Origin of the sequence: Paenibacillus sp. Lou8.1, assembly GCF_024213565.1 — a bacterium.
Classification (GTDB): domain Bacteria; phylum Bacillota; class Bacilli; order Paenibacillales; family Paenibacillaceae; genus Paenibacillus; species Paenibacillus polymyxa_B.
This window is the reverse complement of sequence record NZ_JANAVN010000006.1, coordinates 324297-349503: the sequence shown is the minus strand read 5'-3', so window position 1 is coordinate 349503 and position 25207 is coordinate 324297. Positions and strand designations below refer to the sequence as shown.

Annotated in this window: 21 protein-coding genes and 3 pseudogenes; 15 read left to right on the top strand and 9 right to left on the bottom strand. The window is 41.5% G+C overall.

Annotated features, from left to right (window positions below):
- Positions 1–117: 117 nt before the first annotated feature.
- Positions 118–1170: a 2,3-butanediol dehydrogenase gene (locus NLX78_RS11425; RefSeq protein WP_028542246.1), complete on the bottom strand. Its 1053-nt coding sequence runs from the start codon at positions 1168–1170 to the stop codon at positions 118–120.
- A gap of 340 nt (positions 1171–1510) precedes the next feature.
- Here NLX78_RS11425 and NLX78_RS11420 point away from each other — a divergent pair, with 340 nt between their 5' ends.
- Entirely contained in the window at positions 1511–2548 is a 1038-nt protein-coding gene (locus NLX78_RS11420) for a LacI family DNA-binding transcriptional regulator (protein WP_023989739.1), read from the top strand.
- A 65-nt stretch (positions 2549–2613) separates the two neighbouring features.
- Entirely contained in the window at positions 2614–3264 is a 651-nt protein-coding gene (locus tag NLX78_RS11415) for a hypothetical protein (RefSeq protein WP_250266410.1), read from the top strand.
- Positions 3265–3425: 161 nt separating this feature from the next.
- Here the strand turns inward: NLX78_RS11415 and NLX78_RS11410 are convergent, their stop codons facing one another.
- Positions 3426–4355, bottom strand: a complete 930-nt coding sequence (locus NLX78_RS11410; protein WP_254350455.1) for an AraC family transcriptional regulator — start codon at positions 4353–4355, stop codon at positions 3426–3428.
- Between the two features lie 199 nt (positions 4356–4554).
- Here NLX78_RS11410 and NLX78_RS11405 point away from each other — a divergent pair, with 199 nt between their 5' ends.
- The 4 genes from NLX78_RS11405 (at position 4555) to NLX78_RS11390 (ending at position 7355) form a co-directional block, all read left to right on the top strand.
- Positions 4555–4833 (top strand): Atu4866 domain-containing protein, encoded by a 279-nt coding sequence (locus tag NLX78_RS11405; RefSeq protein ID WP_069290118.1) that lies wholly within the window; start codon positions 4555–4557, stop codon positions 4831–4833.
- 39 nt (positions 4834–4872) lie between these two features.
- Positions 4873–5610: an SDR family oxidoreductase gene (locus tag NLX78_RS11400; protein WP_254350439.1), complete on the top strand. Its 738-nt coding sequence runs from the start codon at positions 4873–4875 to the stop codon at positions 5608–5610.
- Between the two features lie 221 nt (positions 5611–5831).
- Positions 5832–6110 (top strand): ArsR/SmtB family transcription factor, encoded by a 279-nt coding sequence (locus tag NLX78_RS11395; RefSeq protein ID WP_013311367.1) that lies wholly within the window; start codon positions 5832–5834, stop codon positions 6108–6110.
- Between the two features lie 72 nt (positions 6111–6182).
- On the top strand, positions 6183–7355 hold the full coding sequence (locus tag NLX78_RS11390) for an MFS transporter (RefSeq protein WP_254350438.1): 1173 nt from the start codon (positions 6183–6185) through the stop codon (positions 7353–7355).
- Between the two features lie 100 nt (positions 7356–7455).
- Here the strand turns inward: NLX78_RS11390 and NLX78_RS11385 are convergent, their stop codons facing one another.
- Positions 7456–8265 (bottom strand): GNAT family N-acetyltransferase, encoded by an 810-nt coding sequence (locus NLX78_RS11385; RefSeq protein ID WP_235309040.1) that lies wholly within the window; start codon positions 8263–8265, stop codon positions 7456–7458.
- Between the two features lie 453 nt (positions 8266–8718).
- Between NLX78_RS11385 and NLX78_RS11380 the strand changes: the two genes are divergently transcribed.
- A complete protein-coding gene (locus NLX78_RS11380; RefSeq protein ID WP_061828782.1) occupies positions 8719–9090 on the top strand; it encodes a hypothetical protein in 372 nt (123 codons plus the stop codon).
- Positions 9091–9319: 229 nt separating this feature from the next.
- Here NLX78_RS11380 and NLX78_RS11375 read toward each other — a convergent pair whose 3' ends face one another.
- Positions 9320–10324, bottom strand: coding sequence for a chitosanase (locus NLX78_RS11375; RefSeq protein WP_254350437.1), 1005 nt, complete (start codon positions 10322–10324; stop codon positions 9320–9322).
- 266 nt (positions 10325–10590) lie between these two features.
- Between NLX78_RS11375 and NLX78_RS11370 the strand changes: the two genes are divergently transcribed.
- From NLX78_RS11370 to NLX78_RS11360, 3 genes and pseudogenes are all read left to right on the top strand, one after another.
- The gene (locus tag NLX78_RS11370; protein ID WP_254328773.1) at positions 10591–11379 is read left to right on the top strand and encodes an isocitrate lyase/PEP mutase family protein; all 789 of its coding nucleotides are present in this window, start codon (positions 10591–10593) and stop codon (positions 11377–11379) included.
- Positions 11380–11416: 37 nt separating this feature from the next.
- A pseudogene (locus NLX78_RS11365) lies at positions 11417–11497 on the top strand (adenosine deaminase); the annotation flags it as partial.
- Positions 11498–11861: 364 nt separating this feature from the next.
- Positions 11862–12644: pseudogene (locus NLX78_RS11360) on the top strand (transcriptional regulator); the annotation flags it as partial.
- Between the two features lie 409 nt (positions 12645–13053).
- On the opposite strand, the gene NLX78_RS11355 reads toward NLX78_RS11360, so the two are convergent.
- Entirely contained in the window at positions 13054–13434 is a 381-nt protein-coding gene (locus NLX78_RS11355) for a winged helix-turn-helix transcriptional regulator (protein WP_254350436.1), read from the bottom strand.
- A gap of 149 nt (positions 13435–13583) precedes the next feature.
- Between NLX78_RS11355 and NLX78_RS11350 the strand changes: the two genes are divergently transcribed.
- Positions 13584–14456 (top strand): SDR family oxidoreductase, encoded by an 873-nt coding sequence (locus tag NLX78_RS11350; protein ID WP_254350435.1) that lies wholly within the window; start codon positions 13584–13586, stop codon positions 14454–14456.
- A gap of 1271 nt (positions 14457–15727) precedes the next feature.
- Positions 15728–16762, top strand: a pseudogene (locus tag NLX78_RS11345) (glycosyl hydrolase); the annotation flags it as partial.
- 643 nt (positions 16763–17405) lie between these two features.
- Here NLX78_RS11345 and NLX78_RS11340 read toward each other — a convergent pair.
- Positions 17406–17975 (bottom strand): TetR/AcrR family transcriptional regulator, encoded by a 570-nt coding sequence (locus NLX78_RS11340; protein ID WP_254350434.1) that lies wholly within the window; start codon positions 17973–17975, stop codon positions 17406–17408.
- 96 nt (positions 17976–18071) lie between these two features.
- Here NLX78_RS11340 and NLX78_RS11335 point away from each other — a divergent pair, with 96 nt between their 5' ends.
- From NLX78_RS11335 to NLX78_RS11325, 3 genes are all read left to right on the top strand, one after another.
- Positions 18072–19061, top strand: a complete 990-nt coding sequence (locus tag NLX78_RS11335; protein WP_254350433.1) for a nitronate monooxygenase — start codon at positions 18072–18074, stop codon at positions 19059–19061.
- Positions 19054–21201 (top strand): CocE/NonD family hydrolase, encoded by a 2148-nt coding sequence (locus tag NLX78_RS11330; protein WP_254350432.1) that lies wholly within the window; start codon positions 19054–19056, stop codon positions 21199–21201. Before NLX78_RS11335 ends, NLX78_RS11330 begins: the two co-directional genes overlap by 8 nt.
- A gap of 165 nt (positions 21202–21366) precedes the next feature.
- A complete protein-coding gene (locus NLX78_RS11325; RefSeq protein WP_254350431.1) occupies positions 21367–22116 on the top strand; it encodes an EthD domain-containing protein in 750 nt (249 codons plus the stop codon).
- Positions 22117–22359: 243 nt separating this feature from the next.
- On the opposite strand, the gene NLX78_RS26505 is transcribed toward NLX78_RS11325, so the two are convergent.
- The 3 genes from NLX78_RS26505 to NLX78_RS11315 form a co-directional block, all read right to left on the bottom strand.
- A complete protein-coding gene (locus tag NLX78_RS26505; RefSeq protein ID WP_302057344.1) occupies positions 22360–22482 on the bottom strand; it encodes a hypothetical protein in 123 nt (40 codons plus the stop codon).
- Between the two features lie 97 nt (positions 22483–22579).
- The gene (locus NLX78_RS11320; RefSeq protein WP_254350430.1) at positions 22580–22936 is read right to left on the bottom strand and encodes a hypothetical protein; all 357 of its coding nucleotides are present in this window, start codon (positions 22934–22936) and stop codon (positions 22580–22582) included.
- 40 nt (positions 22937–22976) lie between these two features.
- Positions 22977–25205 (bottom strand): site-specific integrase, encoded by a 2229-nt coding sequence (locus tag NLX78_RS11315; RefSeq protein WP_254350429.1) that lies wholly within the window; start codon positions 25203–25205, stop codon positions 22977–22979.
- Positions 25206–25207: the final 2 nt, after the last annotated feature.

Here is a 25207-nt window from a genome sequence, read left to right as displayed (position 1 = left end):
TTATATAACATTAACGCGGTGTCGTCTTAAATAAAATGAACATAAAAAAAGCTGTCGAGACTTTCTCGACAGCCTGAAGATGTCTGCATAGAGCAGACATCTGGTTTGTTTTCGATATTAGGCTTGCGGAGATACCAGGATTTTAACCTGATTTTTCTCTTTCAGGAGACCTTCAAAACCTTGCTCAATCACTTCTTCGAGTTTAATACGTTTGGTAACCAGCTTGTCGGCAGGGAAATAACCTTTTTCCATCAGGCTGATAACAGCTGGGAATACATCACGGTAGCCGATAATACCAGTCAGATTGCGTTCCTTCATTACGATATTGTTAGGCTTGATCGGAGCTTCTTTTTCAAAAATGCTGACGATCATGATTTGTCCGCTAATTTTAGTAGATTCAATAGCTTGAGTCAGCACAGGAGGTACTCCAGTGACTTCATAGGCTACATCTACGCCGCCGTTGGTCCGTTTGTGCAGTTCTTCCACCACATCATAAGTTTTAGGATCAATCACGATAGCACCCAGCTCTTCAGCTTTAGCTTTACGCTCCTCGGAAAGCTCTACTGCATAAATCTCAGATGCGCCCGAAGCTTTCAACGCTTCAATAACCAGCAATCCGATAGGACCAGCGCCAAATACTACAGCTTTGTCGCCGACTTTCAGTTGGCTTTGACGAACAGCATACAAAGCAACGGCCGAAGGCTCTACCAATGCGCCTTGCTCGAAAGATACGCTTTCTGGAATTTTGTGAACCATGTGCTCGTCAGCTGCGACATATTCAGAAAATCCACCACCGCCGCCTGCCAGACCGAGGAAGCCCATTTTATCGCAAAGATTATATTTGCCTTGTTTACATGCATCACATTCTCCACATGCAAACACCGGTTCTACAACTACACGGTCGCCAACTTGAATCTTGGTTACACCTTCACCGATTTCGACAACTTGTCCAGAGAATTCATGTCCCATTACGATCGGCGCTTTTTCGCCAGTCAATGGATGCTGAGCATCTTGGGGAATGAAGATCGGTCCTGCTACATATTCGTGAAGATCACTTCCGCAAATGCCGCACCATTCTACTTTGATTTTTACTTTTCCTGCCAGAGCAGCGGGCTGCTCAATGTTTTCCAAACGTAAGTCTTTTACTCCATGCCATCTCAATGCTTGCATGTTTGTCATCTCCTTGAAGAATATATGATCATTGCCTCTATAAAAGTGAATGAATTAGGAAACGTTTCCGAAAGATAATATGTCACAATTTTTACACATTGTCAAACCAATTTAATGCAAAAAGCACTTGATTTTTTTGTGAATATAATCACTTGTGACTACAGTGCTATATTTGGTTCGTTACTTTTAGACAAAGAGATTTTGCGAATTTTTTAGGTGAAGCAAAGACAAGAAGAAAACGACTTCAATTTTTAGACACTCATTCTGTGGTATAATATCAACATTAAGACTTTATTTTAGAAAGTTAGAAAACGATTCCGTTCTTGAAAGGATTTTGGGCGTGACAGATCAAAAGAAAGTAACCATAGAGGATGTAGCTAAGCGGGCAGGAGTCGGTATTGCGACTGTCTCCAGAGCTATTAACGATAGTGAGGGCATCAGCCCGAGAACGAAAGCCTTGATTTTGCAAGTGATTGAAGAGATGGGGTTTACGCCCAACACCTCGGCTCAGAGCTTGAAAGTTCGTCAGACACGACAAATCGCACTGGCCGTGCCAGACATTCGTAACGCGATTATTCCAGAGATCGCTTGGTCCGTAGAGCAGGCCGCCAAGCAGCATGGTTACCGGGTCGTGCAAATCAATACCGCCGGGAATGCCAGAATGGAGCTTGAAACAGTTCGTGAGGTCAAGAAGCTGCATGTCGACGGGCTCATCATTATGCCGCTGGCGTATCCCAAAATGTTGGTAGATCTGATTAACAAAGCCAGCGTTCCCGTGTCCATTATTAACTATGGCAAGAAGCTGGGCGAAGATGTCAAAGCGGATATCGTCAGTCTGGCCCGACAAGAGGGAAGACTCGTGATGGAGCATTTACTTAAAATCGGCAGAACAAGAATCGCCTATGCAGGCGCTGCGAAGGACAAAATCGAAGAGAGATACTTCGCTTATGAGCAGTCTCTCCAGCATGTGGACCCTTCACTCGTTTATTTTGGCGATGATTTCTCCTTTGAGACAGGGCTGCGTGCTGCCGATTATTTTTACAGCCTGAAACATATGCCGGATGCTATTTATGCGGTTAATGATATGGTGGCGATAGGGATCGTCAATCGATTTAAGGATTTGGGTGTAAAGGTGCCAGATGAGGTTGCTGTAGTCGGTATTGATAACAATTTGTGGGCTATGGTAACGACCCCTCAGATCAGCTCAGTTTCCATCATGGGGGAAGAGGTGGCACGGTTGGCTGCGGAGCTGCTGCTCAAGCGGATTCAGGAACAGACACCTGGGGATTATGAGCGTGTGCAATTCGAGCCTCGTCTGATCGTGAGGGAATCTAGCGTCTCCGTGATCCGTAAGCCTACGGTGGGACGTGACGAGTAGTAGGGTATGAGTGGATTTTGGGCAATTATAACGTCCATTGTTTGTTCAGACAGGAGAGTGGATTCATGTTAAAAGGTAATGGGTTTGTATCTGTAGCTTGTACTGCACTATTGCTGGCTGTAACCATAGGGTGCACTCCCCATCCAGTGGGACAGGATGCTGAAACTGCGGCGCCGTCCGGGGCAAACAATGGGGAGTCCAAGCAAACTGCAGTCAATACGCAGCATACCCAGCAAAGTAAAGAGGAGCTAGTGCTGTCCTTTTATAAGGATTCATCCCTCAGTGATGAAGCAAAAGTCCGTCATATGACGGACCATTTAGCAGGAATCCAATGGGGAAAGATGAACAAAATCAATGAACATCAAAGCCTGGAAATTATCGAATATCTATATAGGCAGCGTGCTTTTATTCCATCGGAAAGCTTTGCAAATGTGATCCAGGCTTCTGACGGATTGGATGGAGCTTTAAGCGAAAGCTATGCTGGTCTTATGGGAGATTTGTTTACAAGAGATAGAACTGCGATGACTCGAGCATTGGCAAATATGGACAAAACCAACCGCACACAAGGTATAGGAAGCATCGGGTATGCTCTCAGCTATAGAGAACCCAAGGAAGTCAAGAAAGAGATTCAACAATGGCAGGCAGGACAAAAGCTAACTTCGGCAGAGAAGGATGTCATTCGAGCCTTGTTCGTCAAGCTGGATAATCCGTATTGATGCTCAAATAGTGATGACCACATGCATAGAGGAATATATTGAACGGCCGCGTCTCTACCGGAGGAGCGGCTGTTTTGTGCTGTCTTTTTACATCCTACCATGTATGATTGGGATAAGCGTTAGTAGGACCAGTAGTTTCAGATGTTCATCTAACAACGGGTTCAAATAGTCGGGTGATCCTGATCCGAGCGCAAGCGTTTGATATCACTAATTGGAGGCAGGCCGAACAAGCGGGCGTATTCGCGGCTGAATTGTGAAGGACTCTCGTAACCTACCTGAAAACCGACATCTGCCGCATCCGTTGATTCGGATAACAACAGGCGTCGGGACTCTTGTAGACGTAATTGTTTTTGATATTGCATTGGGCTCATAGCCGTAACCTCTTTAAAATGTCGATGTAGTGACGAAGGACTCATATTCGCTAGTTTGGACAATTCCTCAATACGCAACGGCTTATCATAATCCTGCTTAATCCGCTTTATGACTTCTGCAATCCGGTTGGAATGGCTGCCGGTCATGACCAGTTGTTTTAAGGATTCCCCCTGATTACCCTGTAAAATCCTATACAGTATCTCACGAATGACTAATGGAGCCAGCACTGGAACATCCTGCGGGTTTTCCAAAAGATGCACTAGCCTTATCACGGCATCCAGCAGTAGAGAGTTGGTTTGGCTTACATACAAGCCTCGTCTGGAATCAGGCATTGGGCTTGTGGGAAGAGCAGATTCCTTGATCAGGTCCAAAACCTGATGTGGATTAAAATTGAGCCGAAGGCACAAATAAGGAGCTTCTGCTGACGCTTGGATAACCTGCCCCGAGATCGGCAAATCCACCGACACAACAAGGTAGTCGGATGTGCCGTAATGGTAACTTTCCTCTGCGAGCATCACGACTTTTCTGCCCTGTGCCACAATACATAAGGCAGGTTCATGGACTTGATGTATCGGAACGGTTGTATTTGAACTTCGGACGAAGTGAAGCGAAGGTATGGCTGTAGTGAGAACTCCGTCCTGATGTGAAAATCGTTCTATGAGCCTTGCCAACTCGGCTTGTTTTTCCATGGTAGAACCCTCTATTTTGGTTGCCCCCATCATGACACATCCCTTCTTTGCAAAGTAGCCCGTTTTCATTTTCAGTAGTTTATTACATATTAAGGGTCTTTGGAGGATTAGGCAATAATTTGCTCTGATTCTTCTACCGGGCTGATGGACATTCCTCTCATAATAAGATGCAGATACAACACCTAATGAGCACTTGAGAAAAAAATAGAAGGGCAAAGGAGTGGGAGTCATGGAGAGTAACAAAGCGGAAAAAAGTGTACACGCTTCGCAGCATCCCTATATAGGGATGTGGGTAACTGAAGACGGAGATATCCGTCAAGAACTCTTGCCTAATGGCCGTTATGATGAAGCACGGGGTCAGAGACAAAGTGCCTATACAGGCAGCTATATCATAGAAGATGACTATATCGAATATGTGGACGACACCGGATTTACGGCAGATGGTGTATTCAAAAATGGTGTTTTGTATCATGCAGGGATGGTTTTTTACAGGGAAGTAAAAAAGTAATCTGTTTCAGTCCGTTTTTAAACTAAAGGAGGAATAAGCATGTTGGATATTAAAGGGAAAGTCGTAGCTATTACGGGGGCAAGTAGTGGGATCGGGGAGGCTACTGCCCGTTTACTTGCTCACCATGGGGCTCATGTAATATTAGGGGCCAGACGCACAGAGCGACTAGAGGCTCTGACATTCGAGATTCGTTCTAAAGGTGGATCGGCTGATTATCAGCAACTGGATGTGACTAAGAGGGACCAGATGGAAGCGTTCATTAAGTACGCGGAAAAAACATTTGGGCGTGTGGATGTAATTTTGAACAATGCGGGAGTGATGCCTCTTTCAAAATTAGAAGCCCTGAAGGTAGAGGAATGGGATCGCATGATTGATGTAAATATACGGGGCGTTCTGCATGGGATTGCGGCAGGACTTCCGATTATGAAAAAGCAAGGATTTGGTCAGTTTATTAATATCGCCTCTATTGGCGCGTATAGTGTAACCCCGACTGCAGCGGTGTATTGCGCAACGAAGTATGCGGTTCGGGCAATTTCTGAAGGGTTGCGTATGGAGGTGGGGGGAGATATTCGTGTGACGCTGGTATCGCCAGGAGTAACCGAATCTGAGCTTGCTGACAGTATTTCAGATGAAGAGGCCCGGCAAGGAATGAAAGAGTACCGTCGTATTTCGATTTCGCCTGATGCCATAGCCCGTTCCATTCTGTATGCCATGGAGCAGCCAGCGGATGTAGATGTTAATGAAATTATTGTCAGACCCACGGCAAGCCCGAATTAACGCCATGGCGTCCAAGATTCCCCCTCTCTACTCAGTCATTTTTCCCTCCATCCTTTATGGATGGGGGGTTATTTATCGGATGAGAAAGACCATCATTCCCATCTCAGAGTGTAAAAAAGCTGTACCTTTATAATAAACGGGTTTACTTTTACAAATGTTTGTGATAACTTTATTTCGACAAACATCGAAATTAAGACTGGAACAGAAGGGAGCCGAACAGGGTGAAAGATACAACAGAGATGCAGCAAGCTGTAAAAATATATAAAGCACTTGGAGAACCCACTCGTCTCAAAATAGCACTTCTGCTAAAAGAGGAAAGTGACCAATGCTGCTCTGTGCTGGGCGAGAAGCTGAACAGTGTAGCTATTTCAACACTATCGCACCATCTGAAGCAAATGGCAGAGTCGGGGCTGCTCACATACCGTAAAGAGGGGACGTTTATTTATTACAGCTTGGATGTGGAAGCAGCGCAGAAATATGCCCCGTTCCTAATAACATAAATTTTTTTTAGTCTTAATTTCGATATTTGTAAAAATATAAAAATATCAAAAGAAAAGAGGCGTTATTTAAAAATGCAGAGTACGTGGAAAGTGTATATTTTGGCCATTGTCAGTTTTTTGGTAGGCACATCTCAATATATCATCGCAGGTATTTTGGATCAGATTTCGGCGACGATGGGAATTACAGTGGCGGCTGCAGGTCAGTTGATTACCGTTTATTCTCTGGCTTATGCGATTGGAACGCCGATCCTGATGGCAGTAACCGCTAAATGGGACAGACGCAAACTGCTCTTGAGTTCCCTTGGATTATTTGCAGTTGCTAATGTTCTGTCCTTTGCACTGCCGGGCTTTGGAATGTTTATTGCTGCACGTATTCTTATGGCCCTCGGAGCGGGGATGGTTGTGGTTACAGCTCTGAGCATTGCAGCAAAAATTGCCCCAGCCGGCAAACAGGCCAGTTCTATTGCTACAGTCACTATGGGTTTTACAGCCTCGCTGATTATCGGGGTGCCACTTGGAAGAATGATATCTTCTGCGTATGGCTGGAAAACCGTATTTCTCGGCATTGCGTTGACAGGGATTATTGCCTTGATCGTTATCGTTATGACGCTTCCTCGCTTGAAAGGAGATCAACCGATCCCCTTACTACAACAGTTTGCTCTTCTGAAAAAGCCTGAAGTCGCTTTGGGATTAGCTATTACCTTCTTTTGGGGAGGGGGTTATTCCCTCGCGTATACTTACATTTCACCGTACTTGCTGAATGTATCAGGGGTAGGGGATAATATGCTAAGTTCAGTATTACTTGCCTTCGGAATCGCCAGTCTGATCGGGTCGAAAATCGGTGGATACAGCGCAGATAAAAAGGGTATTTCCTTTACATTATTCGGGGGCATGGTGCTGCACGGTATTTCCTTACTCTTACTTCCTTTTGCCGCTCATTCCCTGATCGCAGTATTTGCTTTATTGATCCTTTGGTCGTTCGCAGCCTGGACAACTGGACCTACTCAACAATATAATCTGGTCACACTTGTGCCTGAATCTTCCGGTGTGATGCTGAGTCTCAATCAGTCTACGATGCAGCTTGCTATGGCAGCCGGAGCCGGAATCGGCGGTGTAGTTGTTGGTCAGGTTTCGCTGGCTTCCATCACTTGGTTTGGAGCAGCCGGTGTCGTCATCGCCATTGTAGCTGTATATTTACTTTCACGAAGATCCTCAGTTCACACAGGATTGGGTGTTACGGAGTAAAGGTGTAAAGGTAAGTGAAGAGGAGGCCCAGCGATGGATAACATTGCGGGCCTTGTTTAATTTGAATGAGCAATAATATGCTCTCTTGCAGTAGGAGGGCTTATTCAAACGCAATATCAGTGATTTTGCCGCCTTCCTTAAAGCCGATATTTTTATAAACTTGATTGGAAGCCGAATTTTTTAAATCTGCATATAGCATGGGTACTAAATGCTCATTTTCCAAAATGCAACATAGCTTGGATACCATTGCGCTGGCAAAACCTTTCTTTCGCAAATTAGGCGGGGTATACACAGCATTAATGCGAGCATGTCTCGGAGAGCGGTGAGCAATATTAGCCATGGATACGGGCATGTTATTTACTATCCAAAGGTACAAATTTCCTGTCCTGATGGTCTTCTCCGCAACCGATATTTGACTAACCGGATCAATAGAACTACCTAAAGCCTCTTCTGAAAAACCAGCTAGAAACTGGGCAACTAATTGTACATCCTCTGTGATGGATTGTCGGATCATTCCCTCAACGCCCGAGGGCTTTTTATATTTAGGACAGAAATAAGATTCCATGACCATGTGGGTATGTACCTGAGCAGCATGACGCTGTGCGTAAGCTTTTGCGAACTTCTCGACTGTTTTGGCATCACCACATACACCTGATAGTGTGGTTCCTTTTAAATAACGTAAGAGTTCTTCTATATAGGTCAACTTATGATTATCTGTGATTTGTTGTGAGACCCATAGCCAAGCCTTATGTCCGGGGGATTGAGCAAAGATCATATTTTTATCAGACGTTTTGAGGCATGTTGACCCTTCTGACTCACAAATTCGATGGATCAAATTGTATCGAACTTCATCAGCCAAAAATTGATTTTGATTTAATATATCGTCGTTTGGGACTAGTAGCTCAATCATGACTCGGCCTCCTAAAAATGAGCTATGACCTAAGCACTTGTAAAGTGCTATGAAAAGTAAAATGCTATGAAGATCCAGTTGTTATATCTACTAGGATTTAAACTTCCGCGCTATAAGCTTCTTATTTTTTTGTCGCCAAATCCATCTTTCGATAAAGTTTTTTTCTTTTCGTTCCTGAAGTGTTTCCTTCATACCCTTAATAAGAAATTCGGATCTTCGCTTGTCGTTTCTGCTAATTTCACGTAGTTCCTCAATAAATTTATCGTCCATGTCCGCATCTCCGTTAGTTCAGGATTTTCCAAATTGCTAAGCTAGATTATACAGAACATATGTTCCTTTTTCAAGTCTGCGTCTGCTCTATTCAATCATATAACCATTTTTAGATGGATGCTGCGAGGCCCGCGCCAATCGGATGGTGAGGCATAAGATAAAGTTGAAAGGAGGAATTACAACATGGACAACAAAGCATATGTATCTCAAACGTATCCACGTCTTACAGTCTACAACGAAGAAAATTTTCGGGGTTCCAGGAGAGTATTCAGAGGAAACCTAGGCATTCGTAATACCGATAACATTCTCGACGGCATCGAAAGTCTGCGTTTCTTTTCTACCAGCAGCAATGCTACACTTGTACTCTTTACTGGCACGCGGTTTAGAGGTAACTTCCGTGTGTTTAGAGGCAATCGCAACATCGCCGACCTGGATGATCTGATTCGCGGGAATGATGTGGAATCTATTATCTCTACCAATCAACGTTTGACGTTGCAGCAAATCCGTAATATCCGCAGTAGCGGTAGACTGCCATCTGGCTATCGAATCATCTAACGGCCTTATTTCGACTTCATAAACCATTTTACAAGACTGTTTCAGGAGCTTGCAACTTTCGGGCTTCTGGGACAGTCTCTCTATTTGTACACGCGACCTACATACTCGAATGATGAGAGGAACTGTATGGGAGAATGGGATGTTGTAAGCAGTCATCGCCAACCCAATGTTCATGAAAAATAGATAAAGGAGGACATACGATATGCCCTCCTAATGACGTATATTATATTTACTTCAGTTCCCAATTAGTTGCTTTGATCACAGCTGCATCTGCGTTCTTAAGATCTGTTTCGCCAGAAGCTAAGAGAGAGCTCCATTGTTTCACACGATTCTTACCATTGGGAGGTTGGTTATAATCATTGGTATCGACAACCAATGTACGCTTAGCATAGAAGCTAGTCATGAACTTCTTCTCATTCGTACTACTGCCTGAGCGTGAGAGGATTCCTTCAAGACTACCTGAATCACCAGTAGCGCCTTGATTGAGTGCTGTGTCGACAAATGATCCAATCGTCAGAGCAGTATTAAATCCGCGTTTCTGTGCTTGCTGTACACTATATTCGATATAGGTGTCATAGAACGTACGCCACATGGCTTCTCTCCAAGCTTCATTGTTTTGGAGAGCGTTGATCTTCTTCTTGATTACACTATCGCTATCGCTGAGTTTTAGAATTGAACCACTCATTTTCCCCTTCAGACCAGCACGTGTTAATCCACCTGCAATGGAAGGGTTACTGGCTCCACTAGCAGCATCAAAAGCTTTGAATAAGTCCGGGCCATCGGGTCCTGTATCATTTGAACCGCCTGTTGTTGCTCCAAAGATACCGATTGTGTATCCACGATTATCGCCGATATCTTCAGCATAGCCATAGAATTCAGTCCATTTCAAAGAATCTTGCTCTGGTTTGTTCACTAGCTTCATAATATTATCCCATTGCTCACCGTCGAGTCCTGTATTAGCCTTCAGAAACTGAAGTGTTGAAGGTGAGAAATTAGCATCATGATCAATAGCTGTAACCGTTGCTTGGCTAGTAGCTTCTTCGCTGGTAAGGGATAATGGCTCTGTACTAGCTTCATTTGAATTGTCGAAGCCCTCATTTAAATCGATCGTTTTCTGCACCGGAGTTCCATGCTCTTCAGCAAAAGCCTTGCTAGGTGAAGGGCCGGACAAGCTAGAGAAAGAAGCGATTACAGTAAAGCTTAGCAAGATCATAAGAAACTTTGTTTTATACATATAACTCCTCCTATAATAATGTAATTGTGAAAGCCTAAAAGCGTAGATTTGCATCTAACTCGAATTGATTTAGCAAGAGTATAGATAAGAAGCATAGGATTGAATAGAGCTTAAATAACCGTTTTTTTCAAAAATTATGATTTATATGTGAATAAATGGACCTAGTTGTTCCCAGATTCCTACAGACCATAAGTGCAAGAATGAGGACGAAACAAAGATAGTCTCTTGATAAAATGAGATACATCACATATCAGGAGGCTACATTTATGAACAAAATTCATCAGTTTCATGCACTTCACACATCAGAGGAACTTTTATTTTTAGGGAACGCCTGGGATATGCTATCTGCGGTGGCTCTGGAGAAGGCAGGCTTTAAGGCGATAGGTACGACGAGCTGGGGAATTGCCAATACGCTTGGATTCTCAGATGGAGAGCTTATTGATTTTGACCAGCATGTAAGCGTTATTCGGACGATTGCTGAGCATGTTCAAATTCCAGTGTCGGCAGATATTGAATCAGGATATGGGGAGGATACAGCAACGATTGTTGAGCATGTTTTAAGGGTAGCCGATGTGGGAGTTGCAGGGATTAATATTGAGGATTCTTTGAAAACGCAAAAGGGGCTTCGAGAAGTGGGCCTACACAGCAACCTGTTGTCCAAAATAAGAACAGCATTGGATGCGCGTGGGTTTCAAAAGTTTTTTATAAACGCAAGAACGGATACATATTTGCAGATGGATGCCCCACTTTCAGAGACCATAGAGCGGGCCAAAGCGTATGTGGATAGTGGTGCGAGCGGAATTTTTGTTCCAGGATTAAAGAGTGATGAAGAGATCAGGGAAGTTGTGTTTCATATACATGCTCCGCTTAATGTTTTATCCCTGCCGGGTCTGACGAATGTCCACCAGCTTCAGCAGTTAGGTGTTAAACGGTTTAGCTTTGGAAATGCATTTTCTGATAAGATAATAGTTGCTTTGCAAAAGAATGCCGAACAGTTGATAGAGCTTCAAGATACATCACATTTATATGAGGATTTTGCAAAATCCTTGAGCTAGATGAATATGAACTATAGAAAGGACAGAGCATTCGATCATGGCTAACCTTAGTCTTTCTTTTGAAGAAATGTGGGAGAAAATTATAGCGTGTGATCGTAAGTATGACGGGTTGTTTTTTTTTATTAAATGTCAACAAAATATAATTAAGAACATAAGTGATCTATCAACATATAAGATGTATAACATTTTATATAAAAAATCGGCAGCAAATAAATAGATTTGGTTGGTATAGAAGAGAAAACTCTTCAGAAGGATTCTATGTGGTAACCTGTTTATCGAAGTTGAGATAGTATCAAGTTATATAAAAGTGAAGGTTTCATAATACATGTACATGCTAATTGGGATACGATAGTTCATCGGAAATAGAGAATAGTAGATAAACAAGACTGCTCTTTTTTTTTATATGTAGGAGGAAATACACAAACTTAAGTAGCAGAAAAATAATTTTGACAAAATAAATTGCCATTAAGGTCGCTAAAATGAACTTATATCGAGCATTGAGTCAGTGGAATAAAGTATATGAATTGGCTCAGATGATGAGAAAAAGAGCTAAGCTTCGTTATGGCATGAAACAAGAATTTCATAAGAAGCCAAAAGACGGACCACTTTTTGCCTACATAGCTTACGGAGATCTGTTGTGTGCATATGCTTCTGATGCAAGAGGCAATTACGAACAAGGCTTAAAGCACCTGAAGGCTCATACTGATTTAAGTTGGGTAAAAGAAAAAGATCCGCAATCACTACATTGGTTAGGATTATTCCAAGGTTGGGCTAAAATTAATACGTACGTAAATAGGCTTATGTCTGGAGATATTAGTGTGCTGCCGGATTATGTGGAGTATATATCCGGCGAAAAAGAAATCTTTGCCGAACTTCTGAATGTTGTTGAAGCGGCTAATCGTTACAATTTAGATATTGATCACATTTTAGATCGCTTTGATTCTCAAATTGCAGCATACCGTGAACCCGAATCTGCAGATATCTACACTCAGCAGGTATTATCAGACGAATACGCTCGTTTTTGGTACAAACTCGCTAAGTACAAATTGTTCAGGAAAAAATACCCATTGGGTTTTAAATGTCTTATGGACGCTTTTGAAAAATCCGTTAAAATAAATAATGTACTACTAATTTCCAACTGTTCAGGTTTGTTTGAGCGTTTCAGGGTTCACGCAGACCCTGAAACATTAGCTCAGTATCAAAGTATGCTTCTGGAGGTGTGGGAAAAAAATGAGAAAAAAGATGGTTTTCTTTTTAGCAGTTAGTTTTGGTTTTGTACTGGTGTCTGGAGCATCAGCACTGGCTCCAATTGAACACAATCAGGCTCCTGGTATAATTTCGACTCAAGGCTATGTTGGTGGATTCTGATGTTTCAGGAGGTGTAGAAAAAAATGAAAAAAAAGATTGTTCTCCTTCTATGGCGGAATAACGGCAACGGCTGCTATGCAGCAATCTGGACTAACAAAGCCCACTTTTTATCGCCGTGTGAAGGAATATGAAGAGTCGTTTCATCATGAATCTCAAAACGTTTATGGTGATTTATCCATAACTAATAATTAAATGGCTTTTTTAATTTTGTTCAACAATCGGGCCAAATTCTTGAATAATGGGAGATCAGTTGAAAATACAATTAAGAAAAACATGCTAGAGCATATCTGCTCTAGCATGTTTTTCTTAATCTTTGGTGACGGGCTTGAGTTCTTTTTGGTTACTCTTCATGTGTTCTTTCCCCCACTCCCCCATAATATCCAGTACAGGGATAAAGCTTTTCCCTTTTGGTGTTAGTGAGTATTCTACTTTGGGAGGAACCTCTTTATATACTTCTCTGTGAACCATTACATCTTCCTCCAGTTCCCTCAGCTGCCGTGTTAATATCCCTTTTGAAATACCAGGTAACAACCTTTGAAGTTCGTTAAATCTTCTGGTCTGTTTACTTAGATGCCATAAAATAATAACTTTCCATCTTCCTGCAGTTAAATTTTGAGTATATGTCACAGGACATACCTCTTCTTGTTCTTTAGGGACGATTTCTCCTTGAGGAATAAAACGAGCCATAGAGTGACCTCTCTTTCTTAATGGTACTATTTTTGTGACTATGTAATAAAAACATGCCTACTTTTAAAAAAAAGCTTACTGACATAATATATGACTATGCTTAATAAGCCAACATACAAAAAAATATATAAATAGGAGATGACCTGTTTATGTCAAAAATCGTAATTACTGGGGCAACGGGAGAATTAGGACAATTGGTTGTCCAACATTTACTTGAAAAAGTACCTGCAAATCAAATCGCTGTTAGTGTTCGAAACGTTGAAAAAGCATCTAAATTTGCTGACCAAGGAATAGAAGTTCGCTATGGGGATTATGATGACCCTTCATCTCTTGAAAAATCATTTGCCGGAGCTTCTAAGTTGCTTCTAATATCAACACCAGAAGACGACTCTGTAGTACGTATTCGCAAACACGTTGATGCCATTGAGGCAGCTAAAAAAGCAGGAGTAAAACACCTTCTTTATACAAGTTTTGCTGCTGTTGATAAGGGGGCATTTCCTCCACTTGGAGATGTTCATTCAGCAACTGAATATACTCTTCGTGCCTCGGGTCTTTCAACTACGATTTTAAGAAATGCTTTTTATCAAGAAGTGTTTGTTAATGAGAGCCTTCAATCGTTTGTTGATAGTGGAGTAATTGTGACTTCTGCTGGAAAAGGTAAAGTTAATACAGTAGAACGAAAGGACCTTGCTTTAGCAGCAGCAACCGTTCTGGCTAGAGAAGGACATGAAAATAAAGTGTATGAATTAGCATCATCTGAAACTTGGAATTATGATGACCTTGCTAACATTCTTTCGGATGTTTCAGGAAAAAACGTAACTCATCAGTCTATGTCAGACTCTGAAGCTCTAAGGAGAATGGTTAATTCTGGCGTTCCTGAAGGTTTTGCTCGTTTTCAAATTGTTCTTTACAATTCAATAGCCAATGGAAATGAGGGGAACGTTTCCAAAGATTTAGAAGATTTGATTGGTAGAAAACCAACTTCAATTCGCGAAAGTATCACTCATTTTTTCAATAAATAAGTTATTTCTATAAACATAAAGAAGAGATCAATATGAAAGACTGCTACCAAATGGGAGCAGTCTTTTTTATAAATATAGACGAGATTTTAACAGAATTACATTATGCATGGTTCTTGTTAAACGAAACCAGCTAATAAAATATTCCATTATCGGGCGCTTTAATGAAGTAACTAAAGCCTAATTTTTCAGTATTAAAAGCGAGATATCAGGCTTTTTTCATCCCAATATTTTCTTAGCGTATGTTTTCCGCGTTTTGTTGGTAGGACCCCTGAATAGACGTCAATTAGATAACATGCTTTACTTTTTCACCTGTTCGAAAAGTGTAGCTCTGATTTGAAAATGGCTAAATAATTTCAAGTCATTTCTACAGCTGATCTAATAGGCGATAATCTCGTTGTTATACAGGTCTTTGATGGCAGATAGGTTTTCTGTGCATTAAATATTAGATAGCGTAATAAGGATTTTGCTTACGTATGACAGCGTAAATCCTCATCTCGTTTATCAAGCGTATTCTCGATCCATACTTTGACCCGTCGATCCTCTTACCTCTTTACAGCATCCGCTATCTTCATTTCGATCTGTTCGTCTTCGAGCTGCGTGGAAGAAGTAAACTGATTCGTTTTCACCACTTATGTGTGTGAGTATGAATCCTCTATATAGTACAAGAATAACAATAATTTAAATCAAAATTCATAAAAATGAAACGGCGATATTCTCTTTATCACACACTTAGTCCCTACCACTCTTTGCAGAAATCGATAGTTTATTGTTATATGAAATAATTTTCACTCCAATAGAACTATTTCAATTTTTTTCCTTGAAGTCGATATAATTGAGGATTCGCCAAAAAGCCTTTTCATATAGGAAGATGGGATCAACTCGCTAAACAAAAAATAATGTACGTTGCGATTGATGGTATCAGTCAACCAGCCGATCCTTAGGGAAGGAGGTAGTGTACTAGAAAAATGGATTATGTTATGCACAAAAAAAGGGGGCTAAAACAGAATATAAATACTTGAGATCGTGGGATTAGGTTCTTTGATAACTTCTTGTTTCTCACATAACAGACCTTATCTTGCGATAACAGACAGCAAGATATAAACATTAGGAGGATAACCAATATGAATTCATTTAAAAAAACGAAGAGCTTGATCAGCGCTCTGACCGGGGCAGCGTTATTATTCTCGCTACCAATAACGGCAGGCGCAGAGAGCAATATCAACTATTTTGCCCATGCATCCGAAGAACCGGTTACCGTGTCTGAAGCTGTGTATGAAGCAGGATCAGGCGTTCTGACCGGGGGGGTGGCCGAATTTCAAAAATCGACGGTCACTCAGGAGCATCAGGTCAGGAAGACACTCGTTAATCCCAACGCTTCGCCTGAAGCCAAATCGTTGATGAGCTATCTTGTCGATCAATACGGCAAGGGTATACTATCCGGTCAGCAGAACAGTTCTAACATTAGTTGGATGCAGGACACGATTGGTAAAAAGCCAGCCATTGTCGGATTCGACCTGATGGATTATTCACCGTCTCGAGTCGAGTACGGCGCTTCCTCCTCCGAGATCGAGAATGCGATCGATTGGCACAGCCAAGGCGGTATTGTCACCGTCGTATGGCATTGGAACGCGCCGAAGGGTTTAATTGACCAGCCCGGTAAAGAGTGGTACAAGGGATTCTTCGGGGATTCCACCACTTTCGACGTTGATTACGCGTTGGATCACCCGGAATCTGAGGATTATAAACTTATTTTGCGGGATATCGATGCCATTGCGGCACAGCTTCAAAAGCTAAAAGATGCGAAAATCCCCGTGCTCTTCCGGCCGTTGCATGAAGCGGAAGGAGGATGGTTCTGGTGGGGCGCGAAAGGTCCGGAGCCGTCAAAGAAACTTTACCACCTGGTGTACGACCGCTTAACGAACGTGCATGATCTGAACAATTTGATTTGGGTCTGGAACTCTAGCGCACCGGAGTGGTATCCGGGACACGATGTTGTAGACATCGTGAGTACGGATCATTATCCATCTGCGGGCGACTATAGTCCGGTCACTGACAAATATGACGCACTCGTCTCGCTTGTGAACAACCAGAAGCTGGTCGCATTAACCGAGAACGGCGCGATCCCGGATCCGGATTTACTCTCCAGTGACGGAACAAACTGGAGCTGGTTCACTACCTGGACGGGAGAGTTCCTGACCGATGGCGTAAATAACAGCCGGGAGCATCTGAACAAAGTGTTCAACCATCCAAACGTGATCACGCTCGATGAGCTACCGGATGTAGATCATTACGGCCAAAACAATTAGCGGTGTGTCGTAAGTGCACAATGAACAGCCAAGGCCTCCGATGCGGATACGGGTTACCTGATCTCCGACAAGATCATACCGGTGCTAGGCAGACCAATTTTTCTGATTGAATAAAATATATACTTAAACGAATTGATTACAAGGGTGTTTCTGGAGTAATTCCAAAACACCCTTTTTACATGGAGTCGTTTGAAACTCTAAAGGCTTTTTTGAACCAGCCTGGGTATCTGTAGCAAGGAGGCTTAAAATCAATAATTCTTTCTGCCAGTAGTAGAATAACTATAAACTGTGTCCACATAATATTTGTTCGAATACTAATAATCGACCTGACAAAGATCGATGGAGCACCGACAAAAACAGAAGCTTATTATGTTTAACCTCATAGGTAGATTTCAGCCTGTTAAAAAAGTCACGGTCTATCCGAATTAGGCTATGCAGATCATCTTTACGAACGACCTTGCTGGAATGACCTCCGCATGTTCAATGACCGCTAATTAAGATTAGCGGTCATTAGGTGTTTTTTGGTCCTTTACTTGATGTCCGCTAATGTAAGTCAAGATTTGGAGGCTTTGCTTATAGAGAGGCGACCGGGATTTCGGAACAAAAGAACCTAAGAAACTAGTATACAACCACAACAGGTTCATCAGGAAGGGTGAGAATTTAAAGCATATTGGGTCAATAAAATAGATTTTTTAAAAACTCTCATTAGCTCCTCGGCAGACTCTTTTTTATTATGTTTAATCCATACTTCAAGATGCCCAATTATAAAAGAAATTGCACTAGCAACAAGATAATCTGTTTCAGATTCATCTATATTCATTTGGGGAAATAGGATTTTCTTTAATTCCTCACTACGCTTCTGGTAAGCTTCATAAAGAATATCCATACGATTTGCACTAACAATCACTTTGATTAGTTTATCATTTTCCATCCAAATTACAATAAAGGAAAAAATAATTTCTTCTGTAAAATGTTTAGTTGATTTCATTGACTTTTGGCAAACACTTTCTAAAATACTATCACACTGATAAATTAAAATATCAGCGACATGATCAAAAAGTCTGTAAAAAGTAGCTCTTCCCACACCAGCTGCCTTCTGAATGTCTGTAATAGAAATATCAGAAAAATCTTTTGACTGCAAACACATAAAAAGTCCCTCAGACAATCGTTGGGCTGAAGCACGAGAACGTTTATCATCTTTGATATGATACATAATTTCTCCTTTTTGTTCTATATCGTTATGATACGATTGTATCATAATTATTTGAATGATACGATTGTCTCATTGATATGAAAGGAGATTTTTTATATGAACAGATTTTGTAAAGCAATCGGTGTGGAAAACCCGATTATTCAAGGACCTATGGCCTGGATTTCTACTGCACCGCTTGTGGCCGCAGTGTCTAATGCTGGCGGGCTCGGCGTACTTGGAGTCGGTTTTGCCCCGGATGATTTTGTGATTCAGCAGGTGGCAGAGACTAAAAAATTAACAACGAAACCATTTGCAATCAATACTGTGATGATTCCGGAGAATCTAGATCGACTGACTGGAATTATTAAATCTATAAATCCGCCGGTTATCTATGCCGATACCCTTGGAGAATTGAAACTGGAATTGTGTGAAAAATATTTTGAAATCTGGCATTCCTTTGGATGTAAAGTCATCGTCAAAGCAGGTGATATGGAAACAGCAGTTACCGCAGAAAAAGGCGGTGCCGATGCTCTTATCGTGAAAGGATGGGAAGGCGGAGGCCATACTGCTTACGAAGCTACCACTGTTCTCGTTCCACAGGCAGCTGACGTCTTATCTGTGCCGGTTGTAGCTTCCGGCGGAATCGCTGACGGCAGAGGAATGGCTGCTGCAATCGCTCTAGGAGCAGATGCCATTGAAATGGGTACTGTATTCATGGCATGCAGCGATGCTGCCGTTCATCCCAATGTCAAACAGAGCATTGTTGATGCAAAGGATATGTCCACTGTCATTACCGGTACTTCCACCGGCGAACCTTGCAGGCAGTTTAAGAATAAACTCTCTGATAAAATGGAGACAATCGAGGCAGAAAACGTGCGGGCAAAGGCAGCAGAGCTGCTACGTCCTGTAGCTGAAAGTTCGCTAAAGTTGGCAATGATTGAAGGTGATATGGAAAATGGCGCAGTTATGGCTGGCCAGATTGCAGCTCTGATTAAGGAGATCAGATCTGCTGAAGAAATCATAAGTACTGTACTTTCCGATGCTCAGATTACGTTGAAACAAATTGTAAACTTTTCATTTTCAGGAAAGGAGTCAACGTATGAATGAATTAAAACAGGGATATTTTTCAGACGAAATTGAGGGACTTCACTATGAGACTCCCTCAATTTCCGGTAAAACCGATGCAAAGGGCATGTTTTTATACAGGGAAGGTGATGTTGTCACGTTCAGCATTGGTTCCCTGGTCCTCGGCGCTCATTTAGGAGAACCCCTAATAACACCTGCCCACCTTGACCATATGGTTGGCGGTGACATCCATAAAATCAAATATCAGAAAGCAACCAATCTTGCTGTGTTTCTTCAAAGTCTTACCGGTGAAAAACATCTGGAAAAGGGATTCGTAATCACAGACGAGCAAAAGCAGATTATCGAGAAATATTCCCGAGAAATCAGATTTGATCAGCCTTCAGTATCTTTCCAGGCAGATTCCGTCATTACAAAAATTTTTCAAAAACTAGGTCTACGTCTTAGAAGTCCGGAACAGGCGCGCAACCATATGCGCCGTACCTTACATGGCATTCGCAAACTAACTGATGTAAAAGTTCCAATGCGAGACGACTCCTACATTCTTGCCGATGTATTTATGCCGTTAAAACCTGGTAAATATCCGGTTATTATGAGCCATGCCGGTTACGGAAAAGCCTTCTGGCTTGGGTGTATCCGCAACGAAGAAGAATTTGAAGAGCATGAACGTATGGAAGATGATTATTTTGAAGGAATTAAGCATTCATCCGGCTTCATAGAATTTCATGCACAAGAACTGGCCGGTGTCCCAGCTGTGGAAGGGCTACCACCCAAAGGCAGCATTGTAAATCCAGTTCTGCCTCACGTCAGTGAAAATTTTGAAGTTGCAAATACGTTAGACTGGGTTCCGAACGGCTATATCGTAATCCGCACAGACGGACGCGGCATGGGAGATGTCCCTGGACAGCATGAACAGTTCAGCTACCAGGAAGCAATGGATTACTATGATGCAATCGAATGGGCTGGTACACAGGACTGGTCAAACGGAAATGTCGGTTTATACGGAGCTTCTTACTATGCAATGAATATGTATCCCGCCGCAGCCATGAATCCGCCGCATTTAAAAGCGATGATTCCCATCGCAGGTGATCTGGATATGTACCGTGATGTACTATATCCCGGCGGAATCTATAATACTTTCAACTTTGTTGCCCGGAACAGCTGCAAAAACTGGAGCGGAAAAGATTTTGTGGAAATCGCAAAGAAACAGCCTTTTGACAATCCAGAACAATGCCCGTGTACTTCAACGAATCCGGAAGATATAAAAGTGCCATTCTGGTCCATCGTTCCCCTTGAAAGCCCTAGAGTTCACACCAGAGGGTCCAGTGAAGCATATATCCATGGCGCTTCTCAATCCAAAAAATTATCCTTCTGCTCGGAAACCGGTGTCCATTTCTGGATGTATACTCCGGAACATCTGAAAAAACATCAGGCATTTTTTGATTACTGGTTAAAAGGCATCCAAAACGGCATCATGGACGAACCGCCTGTGGAACTGATGATCCGTAGCGGAAATGGCGGGTACTATTACCAGACTGAAAATGAATGGCCTGTTGCACGAACTGAATACAGAAAGTTTTATCTTGATGTGGGCACGAAACAATTAATAAAAGGTAAGAACACGCAGGTGGCTGCACAGGCATCCTATGCAGCGGATGGGCAAAGAGGAATCCGATTCACCAGTGAACCATTTGAATCCAATACCGTACTCTCCGGCTATTTCCGTTTAAAACTCTGGTGCTCATCTACCTCCCGTGATATGGCGGTACAGTCAGTGCTTCGTGTTTTTGATGAATATGAGCGAGAAGTAACCTACAGTGTACAGTATACTTATCCGGTAAATCACGCTAATCCTGAGATTTTCCCTATTGCTCAAGGGGAACTAAAAGTCTCACACAGAAAAACTGACTTTGAAAAAAACACGGTATATCGGCCTTACCACACTCATAAGGAGGAAGATTACCAGCCGCTCAGAGATGGAGAAATTGTTGAATGTGATATCGAGCTTCTCCCTTCTTCCGCCCTGATTCGAAAAGGCTGGAAGCTGGCATTGGAGATCTGCCCCGCTCAGGATACAGTTGATGACAGTTACAGAAAACAAGCCGTAAACACCATTTACACCGGCGGTGACTATGAATCCTGGCTTCAGATTCCCGTCATTTAGTAGGAATCAGGTTCTCTGTTCATAAATTTTCAAGCAATATCAGCCGCTCAGTGTCCACATTGCATTTTGCACCGGCAACTGGATGCATTTACCTGACGGCTGAGCTCGGCACGCGTATTTTGGCTATCCTCAAAATGAATAAGAGAAAAATGGAGGTAAAAAGTAATGATTAAACAGATGGCAGTTATAACAAGAAGACCCGGCATGACGCATGAAGAATATGTAAATTGGGTAAAGCATATTCATGGACATCAGATTACATGCAGTAACCCTTTAACGATCAAAAAGTATTATCAAAATTATGTTTATGATGGCGCTTATGGTCAGAAAAGTGATGCTCAGGATGGATATCAATGTGTATACAGTAAAGATTCTGTTACTGAATTGTACTTTGATGATGAAGAAGATATGATGAAAACATTTACAGACCCCTATTGTTTAAGCACAGTGGTTCCTGATGGAGCTAATTTTGCAGATTTGACAAAGAATCTTCCGTTTATTGTAATGGAGCAGGAGATTGAAGTTCCAAATCCTACGGAAGGAGGCTTTAAAGTTTTCTATTTTGTAAAGAGAGCTGATAAACTAACTCGGGATGAATTCATGAAAAAATATCTCAAAGCACATAATGAAATTGTGAGTGGAAATGAACAGATTACAAAGCAGTTAAGAAGATGTATTAATAATATACAGATTGAATTATCGGGGGACGGAAATATTTTTAAAGCAAATGGTATGCCAACAGTTGATGGAATCTTTGTAATGTATTTTGATTCTGTTCAAGCTTTCAGGGTATATGAGCGTGCAATGGCCTCTTATGCAGAGAATGATGGAATGTTTATTAATCAATCAAAGTCTTATTTTTTATATACTGATGAATTGATCATATACAATGTAGAAACACTAGCTGTAGATTAAAAAAAGAGAGACTGGACAGGCTACACGATTAAGCACTAAAAACTCCGCATTATCCAAACCTTATATGGTCAACGGAATGGAAATTTTTTGAAATTAAATAATCACTAAAGGAATAGAGGCTGGGACAAAAGTATTTCAGCTAAAGAAAAACCTGAGCTATTACGAAATTCTAATCCAGAGTTTCGTAAAGCTCGGGTTTTCTATTTAATTTGCTATCATTCTTTTACTTTGGAGGAATGAATTTCATAAACTGGAGCTGCAACTGGCTTGATCAAGACGACTGTCCCCGCCACACTGCTGCGGCAGCGCAAAAGCCAGGCAGGTTGCTGTCCGATCCTGCATACCAGTCAACACTTTATTTCTCATTCTAATACTTTGTTCTTCTGACACTAGATACTGGTAGTAATGATCCAACAAGCCGGGTTCAAACTTCAGCAGGCTTGTTTTTTTGACAATTGTGCTTTTATGTCTTAGGGAAGGATTCAAACTGCTTAATCAACCATGCCTTAGTTGAGTGAGCAATGTGTTGTTCCGCACTGATAAGACGCTCAATCAGTTGCCTTTTGGTCATTTGTTGATAGCGAAGTCGAACCGTATTTAAATTCCTATCTAATTTTATGTGTGAAAAATCGGTCTTAGAAAAATCCTCGGTTACTTCTTTTTTTCTCCGTGTGTTTTTTGCTTTTTTGTATGTCTTGCTGTTTTTTTTGTAGTATTCATAAAGTTCTGTATTTGTTCGAATGGTGTTTTGATGGATTCCTCTCCCTTCTGGATCAATAGCTTTTGACTTTCTAGCTATATTAGAAAACGTAACATCCACAGACTCAGATAAAAGATGATCAATAGACCTCATTCCCAAGTTAATTGTTCTCATTGCCCGTTTTTTTCTTGCGCTTTGTAGCCAGGGACGTTGTTGGTATGTTCGATCCGTATTGTAGTTGGGGCTCATATAGCTCATCCTTTCTGAACTTCTCAATTAATTCAATCTCGTATAGTTCTTTCTCAGCGTTTCGCATTGCAATTTTCATTTTGTTAGCTTCAAGAGGCTGCTTCTGATCTTCCCACAACTTCACACTTTGCTCTGCCCATCTTTTATACACAATCAATTCTTGTTTCTTTTCTGGTTCAGGTATCTTTGCGCCACAACCTACACAAGCCATTTTGACAGGACATATAGCATCGATCGAGCAACTTCCTCCAAGTGCCTGTGTGTAAACTCCCACTTTTTCTTTAGCATCCTTCAGAGCATCAATTAGCTCTTTCGGGCCACGTAATACAGAAGAATCAATTTCAAGATAGCTGGCCATTATCTCTTGAAATTCATGTGTTTTAATTGCCACTTGGGAATCAGTTGGTTCAGCATAATAATCAGTAATTTTGAGTTCCTTTTGATGCAATATCGATGCAATGATATCTATGGGGATCTTTTGTACTTGTTGCAGATGATTTGCAAAAGCATGACGAAGTAAGTGTGGTTTAAGATTTACTGGATTACCAGCTTGGTCTTGAAATAACATCCCGTGGGTTAAAAATCGCATACAAGCAGTTACATCTTGCCTATTGAGGCCTTTATAGTTGTATTGAAATAGATAGGGAGATTCGTGATCTAAAAGTTGACCTGTAATTCCCTTGAATTTAATTTTTGGTATCTCTCCATTAGGATAATGCCTAGTAAGCATGTTTTTAAGTTCAACAATCACTTGTACTGATTCCTTAGACAAGTAGAAATTCTCCGGTTCAGTTCGTCCTTTGGGGATAACTCTGAAAAGATACCTCGTAATACGTTGATCACGATCAATAATATTTTTGACAATGAAGCAATCCTTCGTATTTTTGATTTGAAGCACTTCACTTATTCTAGCTCCTGTAGTTGTAATAATATCAATGACTGCTAAGCCAAAGGTTGCAGCAGAAAATAATGGTTCCAGTTTAAAGATGGTACTTTTCACTTTTGATTGCATTTTAACAACAAAAGTCCCCTGTGTTAGTACACCTTTTGCCTCTGTAACAAATGGACGCGGCACTGAATTAATATTTTTTTCATCGCCGTAACCCCATTGCAAAAGGTACTCCTTTCTGGCTTTCCTCATTTCAATGTTTGTATCAGCATTAGTTGCCCATCCACCTATTAACCCGAGCCTTAGTAATTCTTCAAACCATAGTCCTGTGGGGCTAATGGTTGTCTCGGTTTCATCTTGAGTGATAACTACGCTTTTTACAAATCCAAGAAAATAATCATGAGAGTCTGACTTACGTCTGTATCTTCGAATGGTTGAAGCTTCAAATTTATCTTGATTAGCAAGTACGAACGATTTCTTATCCCAAATACAAAAGGTAAATCGTTCAGCATAACCTGCCTTCTCATTGATATTTTCTAGATAACTGAACTCGAAGGGAGGTACAAGGTGGTTATCTTTCATGTAAGAAAGAGCCTTTTCATATTGTTTTCGAAGACGGTTTATTAGGTTCCAGCGCATGTGTGCTTCAGCTCTAAGCTCTGGATAGTATGGAACTATTGCATCTGTCTCAGACTTCCTGGTAGCTTCTGCTTCTGCACGAGCATCTCTCCAAACCTTAATTTCACGAGCTAGATAAGAAAATTTTGGGAGCAGAAATTGAAACAATTTTTCTGCTTTATCTCTCTGACACTTATTGCGGACCCACTCATGAGAAACTCGTACAGAAGAGTTATATATACTAGCGAATTTTGCTCTTTTAGCATTCGTGTGGTCCTCAAAAACCTTTAAAGTTAGGTATTGATAGATGTGGACATCGGGAAGAAAATCGTCCATTGTTTCTAGACCAAAATGATTAAAAAAATCATTTAGTCTTGGAGATAACTCCCGAACAGTACCTAAAATCGTATTTGGATCGTATTGGTACTGAGCTCTTGTCAACATCAGTAAAGCCATATGATTAGTCCATGGCTTATCAAAACAGTTTCTTACAAAATAGGCCAAACAATTATGATGAACACACTGCCATGCTGAGTTTCCATGATCATCGGTGATATTCAAGATCTCGTCGGCAACTTTAGATTTAATTTTATCGAACCATGAACTCCACAATTCATTAACATAAATATTCATAC

Bases quoted from the DNA above. Each gene is read 5' to 3' on its own strand.
- NLX78_RS11425 (WP_028542246.1), bottom strand. From the start codon at position 1,170: ATGCAAGCATTGAGATGGCATGGAGTAAAAGACTTACGTTTGGAAAAC.
- NLX78_RS11415 (WP_250266410.1), top strand. From the start codon at position 2,614: ATGTTAAAAGGTAATGGGTTTGTATCTGTAGCTTGTACTGCACTATTG.
- NLX78_RS11410 (WP_254350455.1), bottom strand. From the start codon at position 4,355: ATGGGGGCAACCAAAATAGAGGGTTCTACCATGGAAAAACAAGCCGAG.
- NLX78_RS11405 (WP_069290118.1), top strand. From the start codon at position 4,555: ATGGAGAGTAACAAAGCGGAAAAAAGTGTACACGCTTCGCAGCATCCC.
- NLX78_RS11400 (WP_254350439.1), top strand. From the start codon at position 4,873: ATGTTGGATATTAAAGGGAAAGTCGTAGCTATTACGGGGGCAAGTAGT.
- NLX78_RS11390 (WP_254350438.1), top strand. From the start codon at position 6,183: ATGCAGAGTACGTGGAAAGTGTATATTTTGGCCATTGTCAGTTTTTTG.
- NLX78_RS11385 (WP_235309040.1), bottom strand. From the start codon at position 8,265: ATGATTGAGCTACTAGTCCCAAACGACGATATATTAAATCAAAATCAA.
- NLX78_RS11380 (WP_061828782.1), top strand. From the start codon at position 8,719: ATGGACAACAAAGCATATGTATCTCAAACGTATCCACGTCTTACAGTC.
- NLX78_RS11375 (WP_254350437.1), bottom strand. From the start codon at position 10,324: ATGTATAAAACAAAGTTTCTTATGATCTTGCTAAGCTTTACTGTAATC.
- NLX78_RS11370 (WP_254328773.1), top strand. From the start codon at position 10,591: ATGAACAAAATTCATCAGTTTCATGCACTTCACACATCAGAGGAACTT.
- NLX78_RS11355 (WP_254350436.1), bottom strand. From the start codon at position 13,434: ATGGCTCGTTTTATTCCTCAAGGAGAAATCGTCCCTAAAGAACAAGAA.
- NLX78_RS11350 (WP_254350435.1), top strand. From the start codon at position 13,584: ATGTCAAAAATCGTAATTACTGGGGCAACGGGAGAATTAGGACAATTG.
- NLX78_RS11340 (WP_254350434.1), bottom strand. From the start codon at position 17,975: ATGTATCATATCAAAGATGATAAACGTTCTCGTGCTTCAGCCCAACGA.
- NLX78_RS11335 (WP_254350433.1), top strand. From the start codon at position 18,072: ATGAACAGATTTTGTAAAGCAATCGGTGTGGAAAACCCGATTATTCAA.
- NLX78_RS11330 (WP_254350432.1), top strand. From the start codon at position 19,054: ATGAATGAATTAAAACAGGGATATTTTTCAGACGAAATTGAGGGACTT.
- NLX78_RS11325 (WP_254350431.1), top strand. From the start codon at position 21,367: ATGATTAAACAGATGGCAGTTATAACAAGAAGACCCGGCATGACGCAT.
- NLX78_RS26505 (WP_302057344.1), bottom strand. From the start codon at position 22,482: ATGAGAAATAAAGTGTTGACTGGTATGCAGGATCGGACAGCAACCTGC.
- NLX78_RS11315 (WP_254350429.1), bottom strand. From the start codon at position 25,205: ATGAATATTTATGTTAATGAATTGTGGAGTTCATGGTTCGATAAAATT.